The organism is uncultured Xanthomonas sp. (assembly GCF_964278005.1).
GTDB classification, from domain to species: domain Bacteria; phylum Pseudomonadota; class Gammaproteobacteria; order Xanthomonadales; family Xanthomonadaceae; genus Xanthomonas_A; species Xanthomonas_A sontii.
Map to the genome: position 1 here is coordinate 347271 of NZ_CAXYKF010000006.1, position 18732 is coordinate 366002.

The window sequence follows — 18732 nt, forward strand, 5'->3', positions numbered from 1 at the left end:
TCCCTCTTGTCGCGGGCGGTGGCTGGCCTCCTCGTCGGCTTGCCACCGTCCGCGTCATCCTCTCCGAAAGCCGCGACCGCGGCTTTTTTCGTCTCTGCCGCGCGCATTCTCTGACTTTCCCTCCCCGAGCGCGGATAATGCCCGGTCCAGCCGCTGCCGCGGCGCGACGCATTCGGACCCGATGGCCATTCACTCCTCCGTACTCGATCTGATCGGCGACACCCCCATCGTCAAGGCCAGCAAGCTCGACACCGGGGTGTGCGAGCTGTACCTGAAGCTGGAGAGCGCCAATCCCGGCGGCTCGATCAAGGACCGCATCGGCCTGTCGATGATCGAGGCGGCCGAGCGCCGCGGCGATCTCAAGCCCGGCGCGGTGCTGGTCGAGGGCACCGCCGGCAACACCGGCATCGGCCTGGCCCTGGTCGCCCAGCAGAAGGGCTACAAGCTGATCCTGGTGGTGCCGGACAAGATGAGCCGGGAGAAGATCTTCAACCTCAAGGCGATGGGCGCCGAGGTGGTGCTGACCCGCTCGGACGTGGCCAAGGGCCACCCCGAGTACTACCAGGACCTGGCCGCGCGCATCGCTGCCGAGACCCCGGGCGCCTACTTCATCAACCAGTTCGGCAACCCCGACAACCCGGCCGCGCACGAGTTCGGCACCGGCCCGGAGATCCTGCGGCAGATGGACGGCCGGCTGGACGCGATCGTGTTCGGCTGCGGCAGCTCCGGCACCATGACCGGCCTGTCGCGCGCCTTCGCCGCCGCCTCGCCGCACACCGAACTGGTCCTGGCCGACCCGGTCGGCTCGATCCTGACCGAGTACATCGAGCAGGGCACGGTCAGCGAGAAGTCCGGCAGCTGGCTGGTGGAAGGTATCGGCGAGGATTTCCTGCCGGCGATCTCCGATTTCACCCGGGTCAAGAAGGCCTATTCGATCAGCGACGCCGAGAGCTTCCACACCGCGCGGGAACTGCTGGCCAAGGAGGGCATCCTTGGCGGCTCCTCCACCGGCACCCTGCTGGCGGCGGCGCTGAAGTACTGCCGCGCACAGACCGAGCCCAAGCGCGTGCTGGTGTTCGTCTGCGACACCGGCAACAAGTACCTGTCGAAGATGTACAACGACTATTGGATGCTGGACAACGGCTTCTTGGAGCGCCCGCAGCACGGCGACCTGCGCGACCTGATCCTGCGCCCCTACAGCCAGCGCGACACGGTGGTGGTCGGCCCCAAGGATCTGCTGACTACTGCGTATCAGCGCATGAAGCTGTACGACGTGTCGCAGCTGCCGGTGATGGAAGGCGACCAACTGGTCGGCATCGTCGACGAAAGCGACGTCTTGTTGCATGTATATGGCGATGAAGCGCGGTTCCGCGACCCCGTCGCCACGGCCATGGTCAGCAAGCTCGACCGGCTCGACGTCAAATCGCCGATCGAGGCCCTGCTGCCGGTGTTCGACCGTGGCCAGGTCGCCATCGTGATGAACGAGGGCGCCTTCCTCGGCCTGATCACCCGGATCGACCTGCTCAACTATCTGCGCCGCCGGGTGCAGTAATCCCTGCGGTCGGCGCGGCCCCGCTGCATGGGGCCGTTCAGACCGCACTGCTAGAATCACGCCCCTTTTCCGGTAACCCTTCATGACGGACAACACGTCGAACCCCCATGGCGACGGCCCCGCGCTGGCGCTGGCGACCCTGGCCATCCATGGCGGACAGCACCCGGACCCGTCCACCGGCGCGGTGATGCCGCCGATCTACGCGACCTCCACCTACGCCCAGTCCAGCCCCGGCGAACACCAGGGCTTCGAGTACTCGCGCACCCACAACCCGACCCGCTTCGCCTACGAGCGCTGCGTGGCGGCCCTGGAAGGCGGCAGCCGCGGCTTCGCCTTCGCCTCGGGCATGGCCGCGACGGCCACGGTGATCGAACTGCTGGACAGCGGCAGCCACGTCATTGCGATGGACGACCTGTACGGCGGCAGCTACCGCCTGTTCGAGCGGGTGCGCAAGCGCACCGCCGCGCTGGAGTTCGGCTTCGTCGACCTGACCGACCCGGCCGCGTTCGAGGCGGCGATCCGCCCGACCACGAAGATGGTGTGGATCGAGACCCCGACCAATCCGATGCTCAAGATCGTCGATATCGCGGCGATCGCCGCGATCGCGCGCAAGCACGGCCTGCTGGTGGTGGTCGACAACACCTTCGCCTCGCCGCTGCTGCAGCGGCCGCTGGCCCTGGGCGCGGACATCGTGGTGCATTCGGCGACCAAGTACCTCAACGGCCACTCGGACATGGTCGGCGGCATGGCCGTGGTCGGCGACAACGCCGAGCTGGCCGAACAGTTGGCCTTCCTGCAGAACTCGGTGGGCGGCGTGCAGGGCCCGTTCGACAGCTTCCTGGCCCTGCGCGGCCTGAAGACCCTGCCGCTGCGCATGCGCGCGCACTGCGACAACGCCCTGACGCTGGCGCAGTGGCTGGAGACGCACCCGGCGGTGGAGAAGGTGATCTACCCGGGCCTGCCCTCGCACCCGCAGCACGCCCTGGCCGGCCGGCAGATGAGCGGCTACGGCGGCATCGTCTCGATCGTGCTCAAGGGCGGCTTCGACGCGGCCAAGCGCTTCTGCGAGCGCACCCGCCTGTTCACCCTGGCCGAATCCCTCGGCGGCGTGGAGAGCCTGGTCAACCATCCTGCGGTGATGACCCATGCTTCGGTGCCGGTCGCGCGGCGCGAGCAGCTCGGCATCAGCGATGCGCTGGTGCGGTTGAGCGTGGGGGTGGAGGATGTGGGGGATTTGCGCGGGGATCTGGAGCGGGCGTTAGCCTAGGCCCCGCGTAAACGCCCCGGCATTGCCTGCCAGGGCGCCATCGGCGATGTGTAAGAAGCGCTTCTGACAAAAAAGCGCGCATCTTTGTCAGCGTCTGAGACTGCGATAAATGCGTGCGGCAAAGCGCGCCGCCGCCGCCGCACCCGGAATCGTCAACAGACGATCGATGATGTGCCCCAAGCGACGCCCGGCGCGCTGGCCTGAGGTCGCCATGGCTGCGTTCGAGCTTGCCATCTCCGCCGCGAGCGCGGCGGAACGCTTGAGGGCATCAACCCGCCGCAGTACGGATGCGACCTGTGAGCCGGTGGCCTGGTTCATTGCCAGCGTCAGCGCCGCGTGTACCTCCAGCGCCGAGCGACGCCAGCCATCGACTTCGCCGGCACGAGATTCATCGCTCCAGACCGGCATGGCATGCTGCAATTTTTGCAGTAATTCCTGCGTCGTCTCATAACGATGGATATTGGCCGAAGCGGTGATGTGGTCGGCCAGTTCGCGGTTCAGCCCGGTGTCGCGCACCATCACCGGGCGATGGTGCGCCAGTGCGTGCAGCACCGGGAAGCCAAATCCTTCGTAATGGCTCGGGAAGACGACGACCTTCGAGTCCCTGTAGAACGATTGGAATGTCTCTTCGTCGATCTCGCCCGCCTTGATGGACTGCACGTTGGCGGGGAGTTCGATGTCGTCCGGATAGCCGATCGCGATGATCTTGTGGTCGGGTAGTCCAATCGCCAGCGCATCGGTTGTCGCGCGTACAAACTTGTGCGCGTAATGATTGCCGATGACGAGGATATGCGAGCCTTCCGAGTCGCTTGGCTGGTAGCTGGCGTAATCGGCCGGATCCAGCGAGTGCAGGGATACCCGCTGCAACGTCGAGGCGCCGATGGTGTAGCGCGTACGGATCCGGTCGAGCGTGAACTGCGAGTTGGTGAAGAGCACACTCATGTTTTCGAGCGCGAAACGCCAGATGTCTTCATCGAACTCCAGCAGAAGATATCCGCAGTCGCTGGAAATGGTATCGAGCATGAAGATGCCCACCACCGGCGCGGTCTCGAACAGGTGCAGCAGAGTGCCGGTCTGATAGGGCTGGCCGATGCGTACTATCGCAGCTACCTTGTCGTTCTGATCGTTCGGTTCGAAACGCAAGATTCCAGGGAGGCGATCCAGGCCGTGGAAGTTCCAGGCCTTTTTGCTGATGTAGACGCCGATTCGGGTGTCCTGCGGCCAGGACCGCTGCGCAGCCGATAGCAGTTTGATGCCGGATTCGAACGTGCCGTTGTGGAATGGCCCGAACGATGAAAAATCGAAGGCGATGATGCGCCGCTCGTCCACTGGCTCCAGGGCTTCGAGCAGCCTCTCGGCGCGGTACTCTGGCGAGGTGAAGTAGCGATAGATGAGCGAGTCGTACTCCGGGTAGCGCTTGCGCAGGATGCCGGCATTGACCTGTTCGCGTTCGGAGCGTTGCTGGTTGGTTGTCGAGAACGATTGCTCGCCCTGATGCCAGACGAAGGCATGGTTGGCGAGGGCCGCGCGATAGCCTGCGCGGTTGGCGCGCATGATGAGGTCGTTCTCCTCGTTGTACCCCTTGCCGTACACCGTGTCGAAGTGGCCGAATTCGGCCAGCACGGTACCGCGGATCCACAGCGCAAAGCCCACTGCCGTCGGGATGAACGAAGAACGAGGCAAGCGGCGTGCGATTGGAAGAAACAGGCTGCGCGCCTGTTCGGCGGAGACGTCCACATGTTCGATCGAGTGCGGAAGTGTAGCCAGCGTCGCGTTATTGCTGCGCGGACAGACGAAGCCGATCATCGGATCGAGCGTAGACACCGCCAGTATTTCGGAAATCGCACCGGTGGTGACTTCCGTGTCCGAATTGAGCAGCAAGACGTCGGCGCCTTCCTCGATCGCCCGATCGAAGGCGCGGTTACACGTGCCGATGAAGCCCAAATTGCCTTCATTCGCAAGCGTACGCACGTCGACCCCTGGAACACCCTCGGCTACGGCTTCAGCCAGTGCGACACGCAGCCCTTCGTGATCTGGGCTGTCGTTGTAGAGCCAGACGGAGGCGTGCGCCTGCACGAGTTCGCTCGCGACGCTGCGCAGCCCGCGCATGAACGGGGCGACCAGATGTTCGTTGCAGTAGAAAGGCGCCACGACGTGCAGAGGTCGGGACGCTGGCGCAGGAGGCTGTGGCGCTTCGATGCGGCTACGACGAACCGCTGTCACTTCAGGTGCATCTGGCAGGATCTCGGGCAGGTACTGAGGCTTCTCCAGAAGCAGCGCGACAATGTCCTCAAGGGAGTCGATGGGGCGCATGTCTTCCGTGAGCAAACTCTCTTGCTTGCCTTCGCTTGGGATCAGAAGCAGGCCGCATTCGGCGTTTGCGCCATGGAAGTTGTCCGGGCACTGGTTGAAGTTGTCGGGATTGAATGCCGGGTAGATCGCGCCATAGGCGGTATATCCAAGGTCCGCAACAGCCGCCATGGTGGTTGCCGCGCCGTCGACGGAATTGAACTCGGCGAAGATTACCGGCCTGCAGCGCTGCAGCGTCTTTGTGGCACCGATAAGAACTTTCGCCTCCATGCCTTCAACGTCGACTTTAAGTAGGTCCAGCCTCGACAATGCAAGCGAGTCGAGGGTGATGATGCGAACGTCGTATCCTTGGCCTGCGTCGATCAGGCTTAGCCCACCTTTGTTCTGTGTTCCATCGATTGTGTCATCGAGCGAAATCGTGCCTGGGTAATCCGAGACACCGACGTTGTGTGCGGTGATCTGGCTCGCCAGGCCATTTTGCTCAATATTGCGCTGAAGAATGGAAAACGCGTCGCGCCTGGGTTCGAACGCATGCACGTGGCCCACGCTGCCAACGGCACGCGCGAACGCGATTGCATGAGTGCCGATGAAGGAGCCCACGTCGGCCACAACGCTTCCCGATGAAACGAAGCGGCGGAGCAGTTCGAGCTCGTTCTCTGCCCATTCTCCGTACCAGCGCAGCGAGTCCGCGATGACGGTGTCACCAGGAAGTGTTTCGAAAGCGCCGTGGCGTCCAGTAATGATAGTCATGAATGATGAAATGTGCGGAACGATACCGCCAGCGGTTGGGCGCCGGCGATGCCGTGGACGAGTTGGGAGTTGAGGGCGGTCAGGAGGATGGCATCGTGCAGCCAATGGTGCTGCACATGGTCATCGCCTGGCCCTTCGGCGAGTGCGAGATCCAGACTGTATTCGCCGCGGATCAGGCGTGGTAGCTGCAGTTGGAACGTGACCGTGAAGGTGTTCCCTTGTTCGACCGCAATGGCTTCTTCCCGAAGGTAGCTATCTGAGCTGTCGGCAACGAGATACTGGCCCTTGCGATCCTTCAGCATGAATCCGATGGCAGGATAATTGAGTGGTTTTAGCGCGCGCGCAGTGACGGTGAGTCGTACATCATCCTGCGACGTGAATTCGGAGACTGGATTGCCGTCCACGTCAGTGAATGCCGCATTTTCGATACGTGCGCCACCAGCGCCGAAGCTGTCAACGTCTGGGCGGAAGGCGCCTGCGTGGAAATGCGTGGGTTCGACGTTGTCGACGTCGTAAGAGCCTTGCCTGAGTGCATTGTTCGGCGCGATCAGGGCCGTCTCCTGACGGTCAGCGTACAACTCACGCAGGTACAGTGCCGAGATCTCGCGTGCCGAACCGATGTCGCACTGGTACTGCCCATTCTGGCGACGCAGCAGTACGGCGGAGGCACACAAAGTGGTCACCGCGCCCATGTCGTGGCTGACGAACAGCAGGGTTCCGCCGCCACGTTGGAAGTTTGCGAGAAATCGCATGCATTTTTGCTGGAAATAGGCATCGCCCACGCTCAGCGCCTCGTCGATGATCAGGATATCTGCGTCGACATGGGCGATGACCGCGAAGGCCAGGCGGACGTACATGCCGCTGGAATAGGTCTTCACCGGCTGTTCGATGAAGTCGCCAATGTCGGCGAAGCTGGCGATATCGGCAAATCGCCTGCTCACTTCCTCACGTTCGACCCCATACAGCGATGCCGCTAGATAGACATTCTCGCGGCCTGAAAACTCGGGGTTGAATCCAGCGCCCAGTTCCAGCAGCGCGGCGACACGGCCGTTGACGGTGATGTCGCCCTCTGTGGGTGTCAACGTACCGCAGATCATTTGCAGCAGTGTGGATTTGCCCGCGCCATTGCGACCGATGATGCCAACGGTTTCGCCACGGTGAATGGTGAAACCAACCTCGCGAAGCGCCCAGAACTCACGATAGTACCTGCGACGTCCACGCCACAGCATCTGCATCAGGCGATGCGCAGGCTTCTCATAGACATTGAAGCATTTGCCCAGGTCGCGCACCTGGATTGCGATGTCAGAGCACATCGGCGAACCCCTTGCGCGTGCGTTGGAAGAACGCGTAGCCAAAGAAGAAGGTGGCAATCGATACCGCGAGACACAGCGGATAGGTCACCGGATCCAGGCCCTTGCCCCACATCAGTACATCGCGCATTTGTGAAACAATCGGCGCCAGAGGATTGATGTAGAGCACCGGACGAAACGAGGCTGGAATCGCATCGATGGGATAAAAGATCGGGGTCAGGAACATTACTGCGGTAGTGATGATCGCAGTGATCTGTGCCGTATCGCGGAGGAATACGCCAAGTGCCGAAAGCAGCCAGGCGATTCCTGTCATGAAGAGGATCATCGGGAGCATGACCACGGGTGCAAGCAACGCAGTCACCGGCGGCAATCCTGTGGAGATCAGATAGAACGCCATCCAGACCAATAGGTTCACTACGAGGCTGAACATTGCGGTCAGCACACTCACCCAGGGTAGTACTTCCAGTGGGAAGACCACCTTCTTTACGTAGTTGGCATTGCTGACGATCAGCGCTGGTGCTCGATTGAAGACTTCCGAAAACAAGTTGAATACCAGGAGGCCGCTGAACAAGACCAGCGCGAATTCTGTTCGCGAGCCACTACCGCCTGGCCAGCGGGCTTTGAACACCTCGCTGAAGACGAATGTATAGATCGCCAGCATGAAAATCGGCTGCACTAACGCCCAGGCCAAGCCGAGCAGAGAGCCGCGGTAGCGGGCTGCGATCTCACGTGCGGCCAAGGCAACGACAAGGCGGCGATTGATGACCAGTGACCGGACCAAATGGCCGGGAGAACTAGGGTGGGCTTCCATACAAGGGGCGTTTGGATTGACCGGGTAGTCTACTGTGGGTGGGCATTTCGCGCATGGATGTCATCCATGCGTCAGATGGTCTTGGAGCGGGAAAAGGTGAAGTGCTTGTGTCCCAGGTAGGCAGTGAAGATAGGTACTGCCACGCCGACCAAGTGGGCGCTCAGTGGAATGTCGAATGGCCAGTTGAGCGCCGGCAGCAACCAGCGTTTGAGCAATATGCTGATCGCCAGGGTCTGCAGCAGGCTGATGGCGTTGATCCCGATGAACCACGCTGCCTGTTGTGCGATCGGGCGATCGGAACCCTTGAACACCAGAATCCGATTGAGGAGAAACGCTGTAAGCATGCCGAGCACATATGCCAGGCAAACAGCTGCCTCGAACGGCGCGGCCATGCTGAAAAGAATCCGGCTGCCTACATTCACGGCGGCCGCAGTCCCGCCGCAGATGACGAACAGAAGGAATTGGCGGCTCATGCGGATGTCGCCGCATGCTTGGTCTGAGGCCGCACGACCGCATACGTCAGCAGCATCAGCACAAGGACCAGTGTGGCATACAGCAAGCGTCCAGCACGTTCCTGGGCCCACAGGCGGAGCAAGCTCAGGCGGCCGATCTGGACGGGAGGCGTGACCGCAACCCATGTGTGCGTATCCGAGTCCACGATGCGGAGCTTGTACTCGTCGGCCGGCAGCCATTTCAGGCGCGTTTGCCAGCGCTCACCCTGAATCACATGGCGCGTCAGGTCTAGGGTATGGTCGTGTCCGATCAGGTGCGCGCCGACCGAGGGTGCACCGGCACCGCTTTGGCGGTACGCGATCCAGCCACCATCGGTTGCCACGGTTGCGCTGCTGCAATCGGCTAGGTTGGCGTCGCCTTTGCCAGGCGTGTAGGTACCCAGTGCGTAAGGCATGGCGGGCAACGATGTATATGCTCCAGGGCTGCTGACAGCATTGCAGTCGGCGAACTTAAATGGCAGTGGGCGACGGATTTCCATTGGCATCATGCCCGCCGCATCGTCCGCGGAGAGCACCCTGGCAATGCGCTCGGCATCGGGGTATGGAAAACGCCCCGGTGCGGTGCGCAAGGCGTCCAGGTTCCCGTCACGCAAGTAATTGGCCAGAATTCGCTCCTGGCTGGCGCCCGCTCTGGAGCGCTCCTCCATGCTGGCCTTGGCTGCGAGTAGGCTGGGGTAGAGTCCTAGCGCAGTCCATCCGATGAATGCGACAGGCGCCAAGGTGCGCGTCCATGATGGCCACCGGCTGTCCTGACGGAAGCTTGCGTACAGGACTAACCATAAGTTATTGATGACGCCAATCGTCAGCAGGTCGGTGTAGCGCGAGGTCACGCTGTTCTGCACTTCGCCTCCGCGCGAATATGCCATTGCTGCCGCTTGCACCAATACCCAGCCAGCAATGGCGAATGAGAAGCGCTCGCCACGCGGCGCGGCGCCGCGCGCCAACATCCGATTCACCATCAGCATGATCAGCGTTGCCGACGGTAGCCACAGCACGGCCGCGCTTATCCAATTCGGAGACAGCGGCCATGCCAGCGTATTCTTCAATGCGTGCAAGAACTGCTCGACGGAGTGAGAGTTGAGGCTGTCCCCTTGGGGTGGCTTCGGCATCATCAGCAATCCCGCCGCAGCGATGGCCAGCATCAATAGAAGCGCGATCATTCCCTGGCGCCGATCCACGTCGGCCGCCGATAGCCGTTGAATGAGCAACCCAGCGGCCGCAGCTGCCGCGAATACCCCCGAAGCCATGGTAAACAAGGCCAATCCTGCGCAAATCACCATCGCCAGCACGCGATTGCGTCCGAGTACATCGGCCGACGCCAGCCATGCAGTGACCACCGAGAGCAATGCAAGGATGAAGAACTGGTTCTGGAAACCTGCGATCAGGTTTTCCCAATCCAATGGCGATGCTGCCAGCGCAAAGACTCCTATCGCCAAAAGAGGTCGGGCTGCAGCAGGGAGGGTGCGCATGCCGATCCAGGCCATCGTTCCGATGGCAGCTGCGTGAGGCAGCACGTTCAGCAACATTTCCACCTTGGCGTCGAACTGGTTGCTGTTGGCGGTGAACAACCCAAGCGAAATCAGTCGGGTGAACAAGATACGGTGCTCGTTGTGCGCGGCGAAGAAGTGGCCAAGGCCGAGTTCCCCGCGCAGGAAAGGCAGTAACAGATTGTCGAACTCCGCGTCCCATTGATCCCAGAACGGGCTGCTGCTGCCGTAGGTCAGCACCAGGTAGGCCCGCACGGCCATCATGGGTATCAGCAGCACCGTCAGAAGGAAGATCGGGTTCAGGGGATGAGACCATCTTGCCAGCTGCACGCGCGCTGCCTTCATCCGCGCCTTCATCCGCGTAGAACCTCACCGACCAGCGCCAGCGCTGTATTGATGCTCTCGTTGATCGAGCGATCTTCCGGGTAGTAGTACGCCGTATCCGCCATGTAGAAGCCCCGCAATGGCGTCTTCATCGGCGGCAGCATGTCCTGGAAGCCCGGCGGGCAGATGGTCTGCGCATACTCGTAGCGATGGCAATGGGTCGCGCGGATCCACTCCGGCTTGAAGTCCGGATTGATCATCGGCAGGTAGCTGATGACTTCGTCGATCAGCTGCTGGTTGCTCCACTGCCATTTCGGATGGGTCTTGGGCATGTAGTAGGGCGCATACACGATGTGCTCGCCCGGGCCCTTGCCGGGGTTGAGGTTGCTGTATTCGATCAGGCCGGGGATGGAGATCCGCTCGTCGCTGATGTTCATCCAGAAGTTCTCGCTGACCGGCTTGGACAGCTTCAGGATCACGCAGGCGACGGGGATGTTCTCGATCGCGGCGACCTGGTCGGCGAAGGTCTTGGGCAGGCCGGGCACCATGCCGGGCACGTACTGGATCGGGGCCGTCGACACCACGCCGTCGTAGGCATGATGGCCGTCGCGGGTGCGGATGCCGGTGACCTTGCCGTCGGCCGAGGCGACTTCCTCGATCGGTTGCGACAGCAGGATGCGCCCACCGAGGCGTGTGACTTCCGCGGCCATGCGTTCCAGCAGCACGGCCGAGCCGCCTTCCAGATAGCCCATGCTTTCGTTGAACAGGTTGCGCCGCGACAGCGCCACGCGCTTGATGCGGGTGCCGATCCACGAGGCGGACAGGTCGTTCTGGTACTCGAAGAACTTCAGCGCAAACGCCTTTTCCCACATCACCTTGTAGGCCTTGGGGCCGATCCAGCGGGTGATCCAGTCGCGCGCGTTCTCCTTGTCCAGCGCGGTCCAGTCGCTGATGCCCTTGGTGTGCATGACGTGCAGGGCGTAGCGGATCTTGTCGACCAGCCCCAGGTGCGGGAAGCCGAGCAGCGCGAACGGCGTGCCCCACTTGTGCAGCTTGCCCTGGTAGTAATACCCCATCTTGGTGTCCGTCCAGTGCAGGCGGTCGGACAGCTTCAGGTCCTCGAGCAGCTTGAACAGCGGGAAATCGGTCTTGCAGATGAAGTGGTAGTAGCGCTCGATGCGCAGGCCGTCGAAGTCGAAGTCCGCGGACATGCCGCCGATGCGGTCATCGCGTTCGTAGACGTCGACCTGGTGGCCCTTCTTCAGCAGTTCCATGGCAGCCATCAGGCCCATGGGGCCGCTGCCGACGATCGCGAATGTACTCATGGTTCTAGTCTCGTATGACGGTTCAGCGCTTGAGCACGATGTGGCTGTAGCGCGGGTCGGTATAGCTCTCGCGGATCGCGTCTTCGAACGGCGTCTGGCGCACGCCGAACACCGCCTCGGTATCGACGCCCTTGAAGTCGTCGCCGGCGCTCAGCGCCTTCAGTTGGTCGGCGGTGAACGGTGGCTTGGAACTGAAGAGCGAGTACACGCGCAGCAGGAAGGCGAAGAAGCCGATCGGGATATGCACGATCAGGGTGTGCAGCTTCTTGACCCGCTTGATGGTCTTGATGATGTCGACATAGTCCACGCGGGTGTCGCCGACGATGTCGTAAACCTCGCCGTCCGGTTCGCGTTCGATGCACTTGGCGATGCAGCGGCAGAAGTCGCGCTCGTACAATGGCTGGCGCATGAACCTGCCGTCGCCCGGGATCGGGAACACCGGGGTCTTGGCCATGAAGCGCGACAGCCAGCCCAGGTGCTTGGGATCGAACCAGCCGAACATCAGGGTCGGGCGCAGCACGCAGTGACGCAGGCCGCTGGCGACCACCATCTCTTCCTGGGCGCGCTTGGTGTTGGTGTAGTCGTCCTTGGCCACGGAGTTCACCACCGAGGAGCTGATGTGCACCATGTAAGGCACCTTCGCTGCGCGGCAGGCGTCGAGCACGTGCGCGGTCGCGGTCAGGTTGTTGCGGGTGAACAGGTCGGTGGTCTTGCCGGTGATCTGCGCGTGCAACTGGACTATCAACCCTGCACCTACGAACGCTTCGGCCCAATCCCCGGGCTCTGCAAGATCTGCGAGTATCGTCTGTACTTCCGGATGCAGCGTGCGCACGATGTCCAGATTGTGTTCGTGCTTGTCGATTGCCACCAGGTACGTGTAACCCTGCTGCTTCAATTCGACAATCAGATTCTGCCCTACCAGGCCCGCAGCGCCTGTCAAGACAATTTTTTCATTTTTTTGTGCCATAGATGAACCAAAAATCAGTGAGATGTAGGTGCGTCGTCCTGGAAACTCGGCGGGAGACTACTAAATAGCGCGATCGCCTTGGTGGAGCATCAAAGGCACAAATGCTCTCATGCGGGACATCGGTCCTATCATCTGTCCGGAAGGTTGCGTCGCTTTGCGCCTTGGGATGGCTCGAGATCGACGGAATTTCATCATACCGAAAAAACCATTGAGCCACATGACTCCATGGGCTGCCAGTCAGGCACGCATATGCCTCCAAATGCATGGATTTTGCTAGAGCCTTTTTTGTTGAGTTGTGTAGGCACTTGCCGATCTTCATGTAAGTGAGGTGGCACTGAGGGGGCGCCGGATCGCATGCCATCCAGGGCCTGCAGTTGACGACGCAATGGCTGCCAATAGCCCGCTACAGAACAGGGTGTTTCCGAGGACGTAGATAAAGTTTAGGCCGGGCAGGAAGCGTCGGTCGAATATATAGACCGACAACGCGACGATGATGTTCGCCGTGCAGATCGTATAGAAGAGCGTCTTGCTAGTGTGCCAGGCAATGGACAGCACTACTAATTGCAGGGCCAATGTGGATGCGTAAGCTCCGACATGGATAGTCGCTTCTCCGCCCCGGAATATCACAATGGCCCAGAGCGTGGTTGCAATGATCACTGTTGCTGCCAATTGGACAAGCTTGAGCTGTGCGTTAAGCGCTACGTCGTTTGGAACTTTGTGTTTAGTGCGCCAGCAAATTAACGCCAAGCCGGGCAATAGCAGCAAGGGCGACGCGAACCACATTGAGTGAAATAAGCCGTAAAAGTCATCGTTGATGAAATCCCGCAGTGCGTTTGGATCGCGCTCAATTGCAGTTCTTGGCGCATCGCGAAGAACGGAAATGGCGCCCTTTGTGATTGTGGCGACGTTTTCCATGCGCGACGAGAGCCAGGTTGCTGGAGTCAATTGCGAATATGCGCTGAAAATGGCATGTAATGCCCCTTCGTTGCTTACAGGGATTTTTCCTGCAAGATGCCATTTTACAAGGCGATTTCCTGGAGGGTCGATTAGGCGCTGATAAGCAATCCATGGTCCATACAGAGCGAGCGTAACGGCTGCAGTCCTAATTAGCATTCCCAGGCTGTTCCGCCTGTACCAAGCCAAGTGGACTACCGATGCTCCCACCAGGAAAAACAATGCTCCACCATGCGCCAGTAAGGCCAGCGCTGCCGCAACGCCCGCTTGTCCCCAGTGCCTTGGTTTCCCTCCGTCGGGGAAGGCGGCGATGTAATAAATAAGGCAGAATGCGGCTGCTAGAAGCTTGGGCCAAACGAATAGCGTGTTTAGAATCATCAGTGCAGACAAGCTTAGAGTGAGGAGCGCTGCGATCTGAGCGCGCCTCGTCATAAAGCGCTCGGTCAGCGATGCTAAAGGTAGAAGTACCAGTGCCTGAGCCCAGCTTGATATACCTTGATAAACCAGCTCCCTGCTTCCAGGAATCAACTTATAGACTAATAGGTACAGGCCTGTCTGAAGGGGAGGGCGATCGCTGCTCAGCCAGTCGCCGGTCATTGGCACAAGCAATTTTCCGCTCTCGAGCATGTTGCCGAATAACATCGGCAGCCATGCGTCGATTGCCAGCGATGGCCACCAACGACTAGCTGGGGCGCCGTCAGGTTCGCCGTTCCAATAGAATGGGAAAAGTCCTGTCCATAGTACAAGAAATGCAACTGCCAAAACGGGGAGTAGCGAGTTTTGCATTGCAAGGATGTCGGCAATCAATCTGCGGCGTCTCCATCCAATAAAAATGGCAAGTGGAAATGGCGCAATTGATAGGATCCATGTGAGCGCGTTACCCAGTTCTAAAGAAAATACGTATGTATTGAAAAGGGTGAGCCATAACGTTCCGCCGGCAAGCAGTCCATTGCGGAGACTTTCACGTGGGTGGGCAGTAGTTGGTAGGCATAAGGAAACTGCGATCAGCCAGGCATTCCCAAAAAGTGCCGCAGCGAGAATTGGTAAGGCGCCTTTGGCAAAAATCAGGCCTGTGGGCAAAGTGGATCCGCCCATGCCGGCCCAACCGAAAGAACCGGTAGCCTGATCATTGATCCGAATACGATACGCAGCTTTCGAGACCTCTCTCGGTACTTGAAGTACCATGGGTTGCCAGCGATCGCGAGGTTGTCTGGAAACAGGTATAAGTGCTTCCACGCCCGCGTCATTGATGGCGTGGACCGAAACTCCCGGGTAGCCGGGATAGCCGCTGAGCATGACGACGACGTTCTGGGTGCCTGCTGGATAAACCTGTGACTCAAGCGTTCCAGTCCATTTGTCGCCACCTTCGCAGTAGGTAATTTGCCCATCCACAGTGGTGTCTGGGTTCAGAAAAGGAGAGCTGCTTGGCGCACAACCGCCATGTACACCTAACGCGGACTTACCATAAGAGTTGCATCCGCCCAGAAGCAGCATGCACATCAGTAAGATCACAGGCAGTGCGAGCTTTCCAACGCTTGAATGGAACTCCTGGGCAACATAAGGGCCATCAAGTGATTGAGAGATAACCCGGCCCGCGAAAGCCTTGGAGCGCTCATCGCGCATGTCAGAGCTTGATCCTGCGGAAGACGAATTCGGGAATGGACTTGATGACGAACATGATCGCCCACCAGAAACCGGGCAGGTAGGCGACCGCGCGGCGACCGTCCACGGCGCGCAGGATGCCCTTGGCGATCTGGTCGGGCTTGGCCCACAGCGCGCCCTTCTTGAAGGCGGCGGTCATCGGCGTATCGACGAAACCCGGCTTGATGGTGAGCACGTTGATGCCCTCCGGGCGCAGGCGCTGGCCGAGGCCGCTCAGGTAGGCGCTGACCGCGGCCTTGGCACTGCCGTACAGGTAGTTGCTGGCGCGGCCGCGGTCGCCGGCCACCGACGAGATCACCGCCAGCGTCGCGCCCGTGCGCAGGCGCGGCACCAGCGCGGCGCACAGTGCGATCGTGGAGGTGCCGTTGGTGGCGAACTCGCGCATCGACAGCTCCACGGAGGCGTCGCACGCGGCCTGGTCGGGCAGCGTGCCGTGGGCGATCAGCACCACGTCCACGCCACCCAGCGCGGCCCAGGCGGCATCGAAGGCTGCGGCATGGCCGGCGCTGTCGTTGACGTCGAGCACGCCGCAACTGGCCTTGCCGCCGCGCGCCGACAGGTCCGACGCGATCGCGTCCAGGCGTGCGGCCTGGCGGCCGACCAGATGGAGGGCCGCGCCGCGCGCGGCGTAGTGCCGGGCGGTGGCCTCGGCGATGGCCGAGGTGGCACCGATGATGAGGACGCGTTGCATGTTCACTCCGTGACCCGGCGCCAGAAGCCGGAAGAAAAGCGGGGATCGAGATAGCGGCTGAAGTCCTGCCAGCGGGCATAGGCGCGCTGGAACGAGGCGGCGGACATGCGCGCGTCCTTGGCAGGGTACAGAGCGCCGCCGGCGGCGTCGACGATGCGGTCCAGCCGCTCCAGCAGGCGCAGCACGTCGGCGCCGTCGTTGGGGAAATCCAGCGCCAGCGTGGTGCCCGGGCGCGGGAAGGACAACATGCCGCGTGAGGGGAGGTCGCCGAATTCCTTCAGCACGGCCAGGAAGGAGCCGCTGCCGCTGCGGGCGATTTCCGCCAGCAGCGCATCCACGCCGTCGCGTGCGGTGGCCGGCGGCAGCACGCACTGGTACTGCAGGAAGCCACGCGGGCCGTACATGCGGTTCCAGTGGCGGATGCCGTCCAGCGGATAGAAGAACGGCAGCACATGGCTCAGCCGGCGCTTGCTGCGCGCGGGCTGGCGCCAGTAGTACAGCGCGTTGAACGGCCGCAGCGACAGCTTGTTGACCAGCGAGACCGGTGGGGTCAGCGGCATCGCCAGGCCCTTGCCGGGCGAGGCCGGGCGCTCCTCGGGCAGGCCCGCGCAGTGATCGGCGCGGGTGAAATGGCCGCGGCCGCGGGCGCGCCCGCTGGCCAGGCAGTCGATCCAGGCGACGCTGTACTCGTGGCTGTCGGCCGAGGCGGCGGACAGGGCGAAGAACTCATCGAGCGAGCCGAAGCGGATGTTCTCCGTCTCCAGCGCCGGGCCCGGCACGCGGCGCAACTGGATCTCCGCCCAGGTGATCAGCCCGGTCAGGCCGAGTCCGCCGACCGTGGCCGCGAACCAGCCCTCGGCATCGTCGTGCGGCGTGCACAGGCGGCGGCTGCCGTCGCTGCGCAGCAGTTCGAAGGCGCGCACGTGGTGGCCGAAGTTGCCGGTGCGGTGATGGTTCTTGCCGTGCACGTCGTTGGCGATGGCGCCGGCTACGGTGACGTAGCGGGTGCCCGGCGTCACCGGCAGGAACCAGCCCTGCGGCATGACCAGGTCGATGATCTCGGCGAGGGTGACTCCCGCCTCGCAGCGCAGCCGGCCGGAGGCCGGGTCGAAGCCGATGAAGCGGTCCAGGCCGCGCGCGCACAGCAAGGTGCCGTCGGGATTGAGGCAACTGTCGCCGTAGCTGCGGCCGTTTCCGCGCGGCAGCGCCGTGCCGGCGAAGGCCGGCAGGGTCGCCGCCCGGTCGGCGATCGGCAGCAGCGTCTGCGTCGCGTGCGGATAGCGTCCCCAGGACTGCCCGGCATCGGCCATCAGATGGCGCTCAGCGCGAACAGCCCGCACAGCACCACGACCACCTGGCTGACCCGGTCGGTGGCGGCGAACACGATCGGGTCGTCGTGCATGTCGCCGCGGTGCGCCACGATCCAGACCCGGCTGACCCAGTACAGCAGCACAGGGCAGATCAGCCACAGCAGCTTCGGATGCCGGTACAGCTGCACGCTTTCCGGGCTGTTGATGTACAGCGCCATCACCATGACCGCGATGTAGCCGGCCGCCGCGCCCATCGACTGCAGCAGCACCAGGTCTTCCACCGAATAGGCGCGCCCGCTGGCCTTGGTCTTGCCGCTGCCGAGCATCGCGTGCAGTTCGGTGTAGCGCTTGAGCAGCGCCAGCGAGAGGAAGATGAACATCGAGAACGCCAGCAGCCAGAACGACAGTTCCAGGTCGATGGCCACCGCGCCGCCGATGATGCGCACGGTGTACAGCGCCGCCAGCAGCACCACGTCGATCATCACGATGCGCTTGAGCCGCAGCGAGTACGCCAGCGTCATCACGTAGTAGGCCAGCAACACCAGGGTGAAGTGCAGGTTGCAGGCCAGCGACAGCGCCAGTCCGGCCACGGTCAGCGCGGGGGCGGCGAACAGGCCCTGCAGCAGCGGCAGCCGCCCGGCGGCGAACGGCCGCTTGCGCTTGCGCGGATGCTGGCGGTCGGGCGTGAGGTCGAGCAAGTCGTTGAGCACGTAGACGCCGGAAGCGCACAGTCCGAACGCCACCATGGCGATCACCGACTGCAGCACCGATTCGCCCTCCAGGAAGCGGTGTGCGGTGAGCAGCGGCACGAACACCAGCAGGTTCTTCAGCCACTGGTGCAGGCGCAGCGCCTTGAGCCAGGCGCGGGCGCGCGGCGGCGCCGGCCAGTGCCCGTGCACGGTGGTGCGCTGCGCGGCGGCCGCGCGCAAGCTGTTGCCGTTGTTGACCACCCAGGCGCCGCCGGCCTTGTCCCACACGTGCAGGTCCACGCGGCCATTGCCGGCATAGTCGAAATTGCCTTCGCCGAACCGCTGCACCAGCACGTCGGCCTTGTTGCGGCCGGACAGGTTGCGCTGGCCGTCGCTGGCGATGACCTCTTCGAACAGGCCCAGGTGCGCGGCGATCGGCGCGACCAGCAACTGGTCGGAGGCGGTGCACAGCACGCGCGGGCGCTGCGGCGTGGTGCGCAGCAACTCCAGCACGTGCTCGTTGTAGGGCAGGGTCTCGGCTGGGAGGGTGACCCGCGCGGCCAGTTCGCGCTTCAGCGCGGCCTTGCCGCGCAGCAGCCACAGCGGCAGCAGGAACACGTACAGCGGGTTGCGCGCCAGCAGGGCCAGCAGGGACTCGTAGAGGATGTCCGAATTCAGCAGCGTACCGTCCAGATCCACGCAGAGCGCGCGCCCTGAAACAGCCGGGCGGTCGGCGGGAGAGCTGGGGGGGAGGGACATGCTGCGGCCTGGTGATGCATAGCGGGGCCGCGATTATACCTGGGAGCCGCCC

General features: G+C 62.4%; 13 protein-coding genes. 2 read left to right on the forward strand and 11 right to left on the reverse strand.

The genetic code is table 11. The features are described 5' to 3' along the window. Positions 1-181 precede the first annotated feature (181 nt). On the forward strand, positions 182-1552 hold the full coding sequence (locus tag ACHWVH_RS03975) for a pyridoxal-phosphate dependent enzyme (RefSeq protein ID WP_148827338.1): 1371 nt from the start codon (positions 182-184) through the stop codon (positions 1550-1552). A gap of 82 nt (positions 1553-1634) precedes the next feature. After that, positions 1635-2819 (forward strand): cystathionine gamma-synthase, encoded by a 1185-nt coding sequence (locus tag ACHWVH_RS03980; RefSeq protein WP_394686706.1) that lies wholly within the window; start codon positions 1635-1637, stop codon positions 2817-2819. 87 nt (positions 2820-2906) lie between these two features. On the opposite strand, the gene ACHWVH_RS03985 is transcribed toward ACHWVH_RS03980, so the two are convergent. From ACHWVH_RS03985 to ACHWVH_RS04035, 11 genes are all read right to left on the reverse strand, one after another. Further along, complete coding sequence (locus ACHWVH_RS03985; protein ID WP_295924901.1) at positions 2907-5879, reverse strand: FkbM family methyltransferase; 2973 nt, start codon at positions 5877-5879, stop codon at positions 2907-2909. Further along, positions 5876-7192, reverse strand: a complete 1317-nt coding sequence (locus tag ACHWVH_RS03990; protein WP_267123059.1) for an ABC transporter ATP-binding protein — start codon at positions 7190-7192, stop codon at positions 5876-5878. Before ACHWVH_RS03990 ends, ACHWVH_RS03985 begins: the two co-directional genes overlap by 4 nt. Then, the gene (locus ACHWVH_RS03995) at positions 7182-8000 is read right to left on the reverse strand and encodes an ABC transporter permease (RefSeq protein ID WP_267123060.1); all 819 of its coding nucleotides are present in this window, start codon (positions 7998-8000) and stop codon (positions 7182-7184) included. The genes ACHWVH_RS03990 and ACHWVH_RS03995 overlap by 11 nt, the downstream gene beginning before the upstream one ends. Before the next feature lie 71 nt (positions 8001-8071). Then, a complete protein-coding gene (locus tag ACHWVH_RS04000; protein ID WP_267123061.1) occupies positions 8072-8473 on the reverse strand; it encodes a GtrA family protein in 402 nt (133 codons plus the stop codon). Beyond that, positions 8470-10356 carry a hypothetical protein gene (locus ACHWVH_RS04005; protein ID WP_394686707.1) on the reverse strand — a complete coding sequence of 629 codons (1887 nt, stop codon included), beginning with the start codon at positions 10354-10356 and terminating at the stop codon, positions 8470-8472. The genes ACHWVH_RS04000 and ACHWVH_RS04005 overlap by 4 nt, the downstream gene beginning before the upstream one ends. Continuing rightward, positions 10353-11648, reverse strand: a complete 1296-nt coding sequence (locus ACHWVH_RS04010) for an NAD(P)/FAD-dependent oxidoreductase (RefSeq protein WP_267123063.1) — start codon at positions 11646-11648, stop codon at positions 10353-10355. Before ACHWVH_RS04010 ends, ACHWVH_RS04005 begins: the two co-directional genes overlap by 4 nt. A 22-nt stretch (positions 11649-11670) precedes the next feature. Further along, positions 11671-12615, reverse strand: a complete 945-nt coding sequence (locus ACHWVH_RS04015) for an NAD(P)-dependent oxidoreductase (protein ID WP_295924878.1) — start codon at positions 12613-12615, stop codon at positions 11671-11673. A 315-nt stretch (positions 12616-12930) separates the two neighbouring features. Further along, complete coding sequence (locus ACHWVH_RS04020; RefSeq protein ID WP_394686708.1) at positions 12931-15192, reverse strand: hypothetical protein; 2262 nt, start codon at positions 15190-15192, stop codon at positions 12931-12933. Between the two features lies 1 nt (position 15193). After that, entirely contained in the window at positions 15194-15922 is a 729-nt protein-coding gene (locus ACHWVH_RS04025; RefSeq protein WP_394686709.1) for an SDR family oxidoreductase, read from the reverse strand. Positions 15923-15924: 2 nt separating this feature from the next. Continuing rightward, complete coding sequence (locus ACHWVH_RS04030; RefSeq protein ID WP_394686710.1) at positions 15925-17232, reverse strand: FAD-dependent oxidoreductase; 1308 nt, start codon at positions 17230-17232, stop codon at positions 15925-15927. After that, a complete protein-coding gene (locus tag ACHWVH_RS04035) occupies positions 17232-18620 on the reverse strand; it encodes a UbiA family prenyltransferase (RefSeq protein ID WP_295924910.1) in 1389 nt (462 codons plus the stop codon). Before ACHWVH_RS04035 ends, ACHWVH_RS04030 begins: the two co-directional genes overlap by 1 nt. Between the last annotated feature and the right edge of the window lie 112 nt (positions 18621-18732).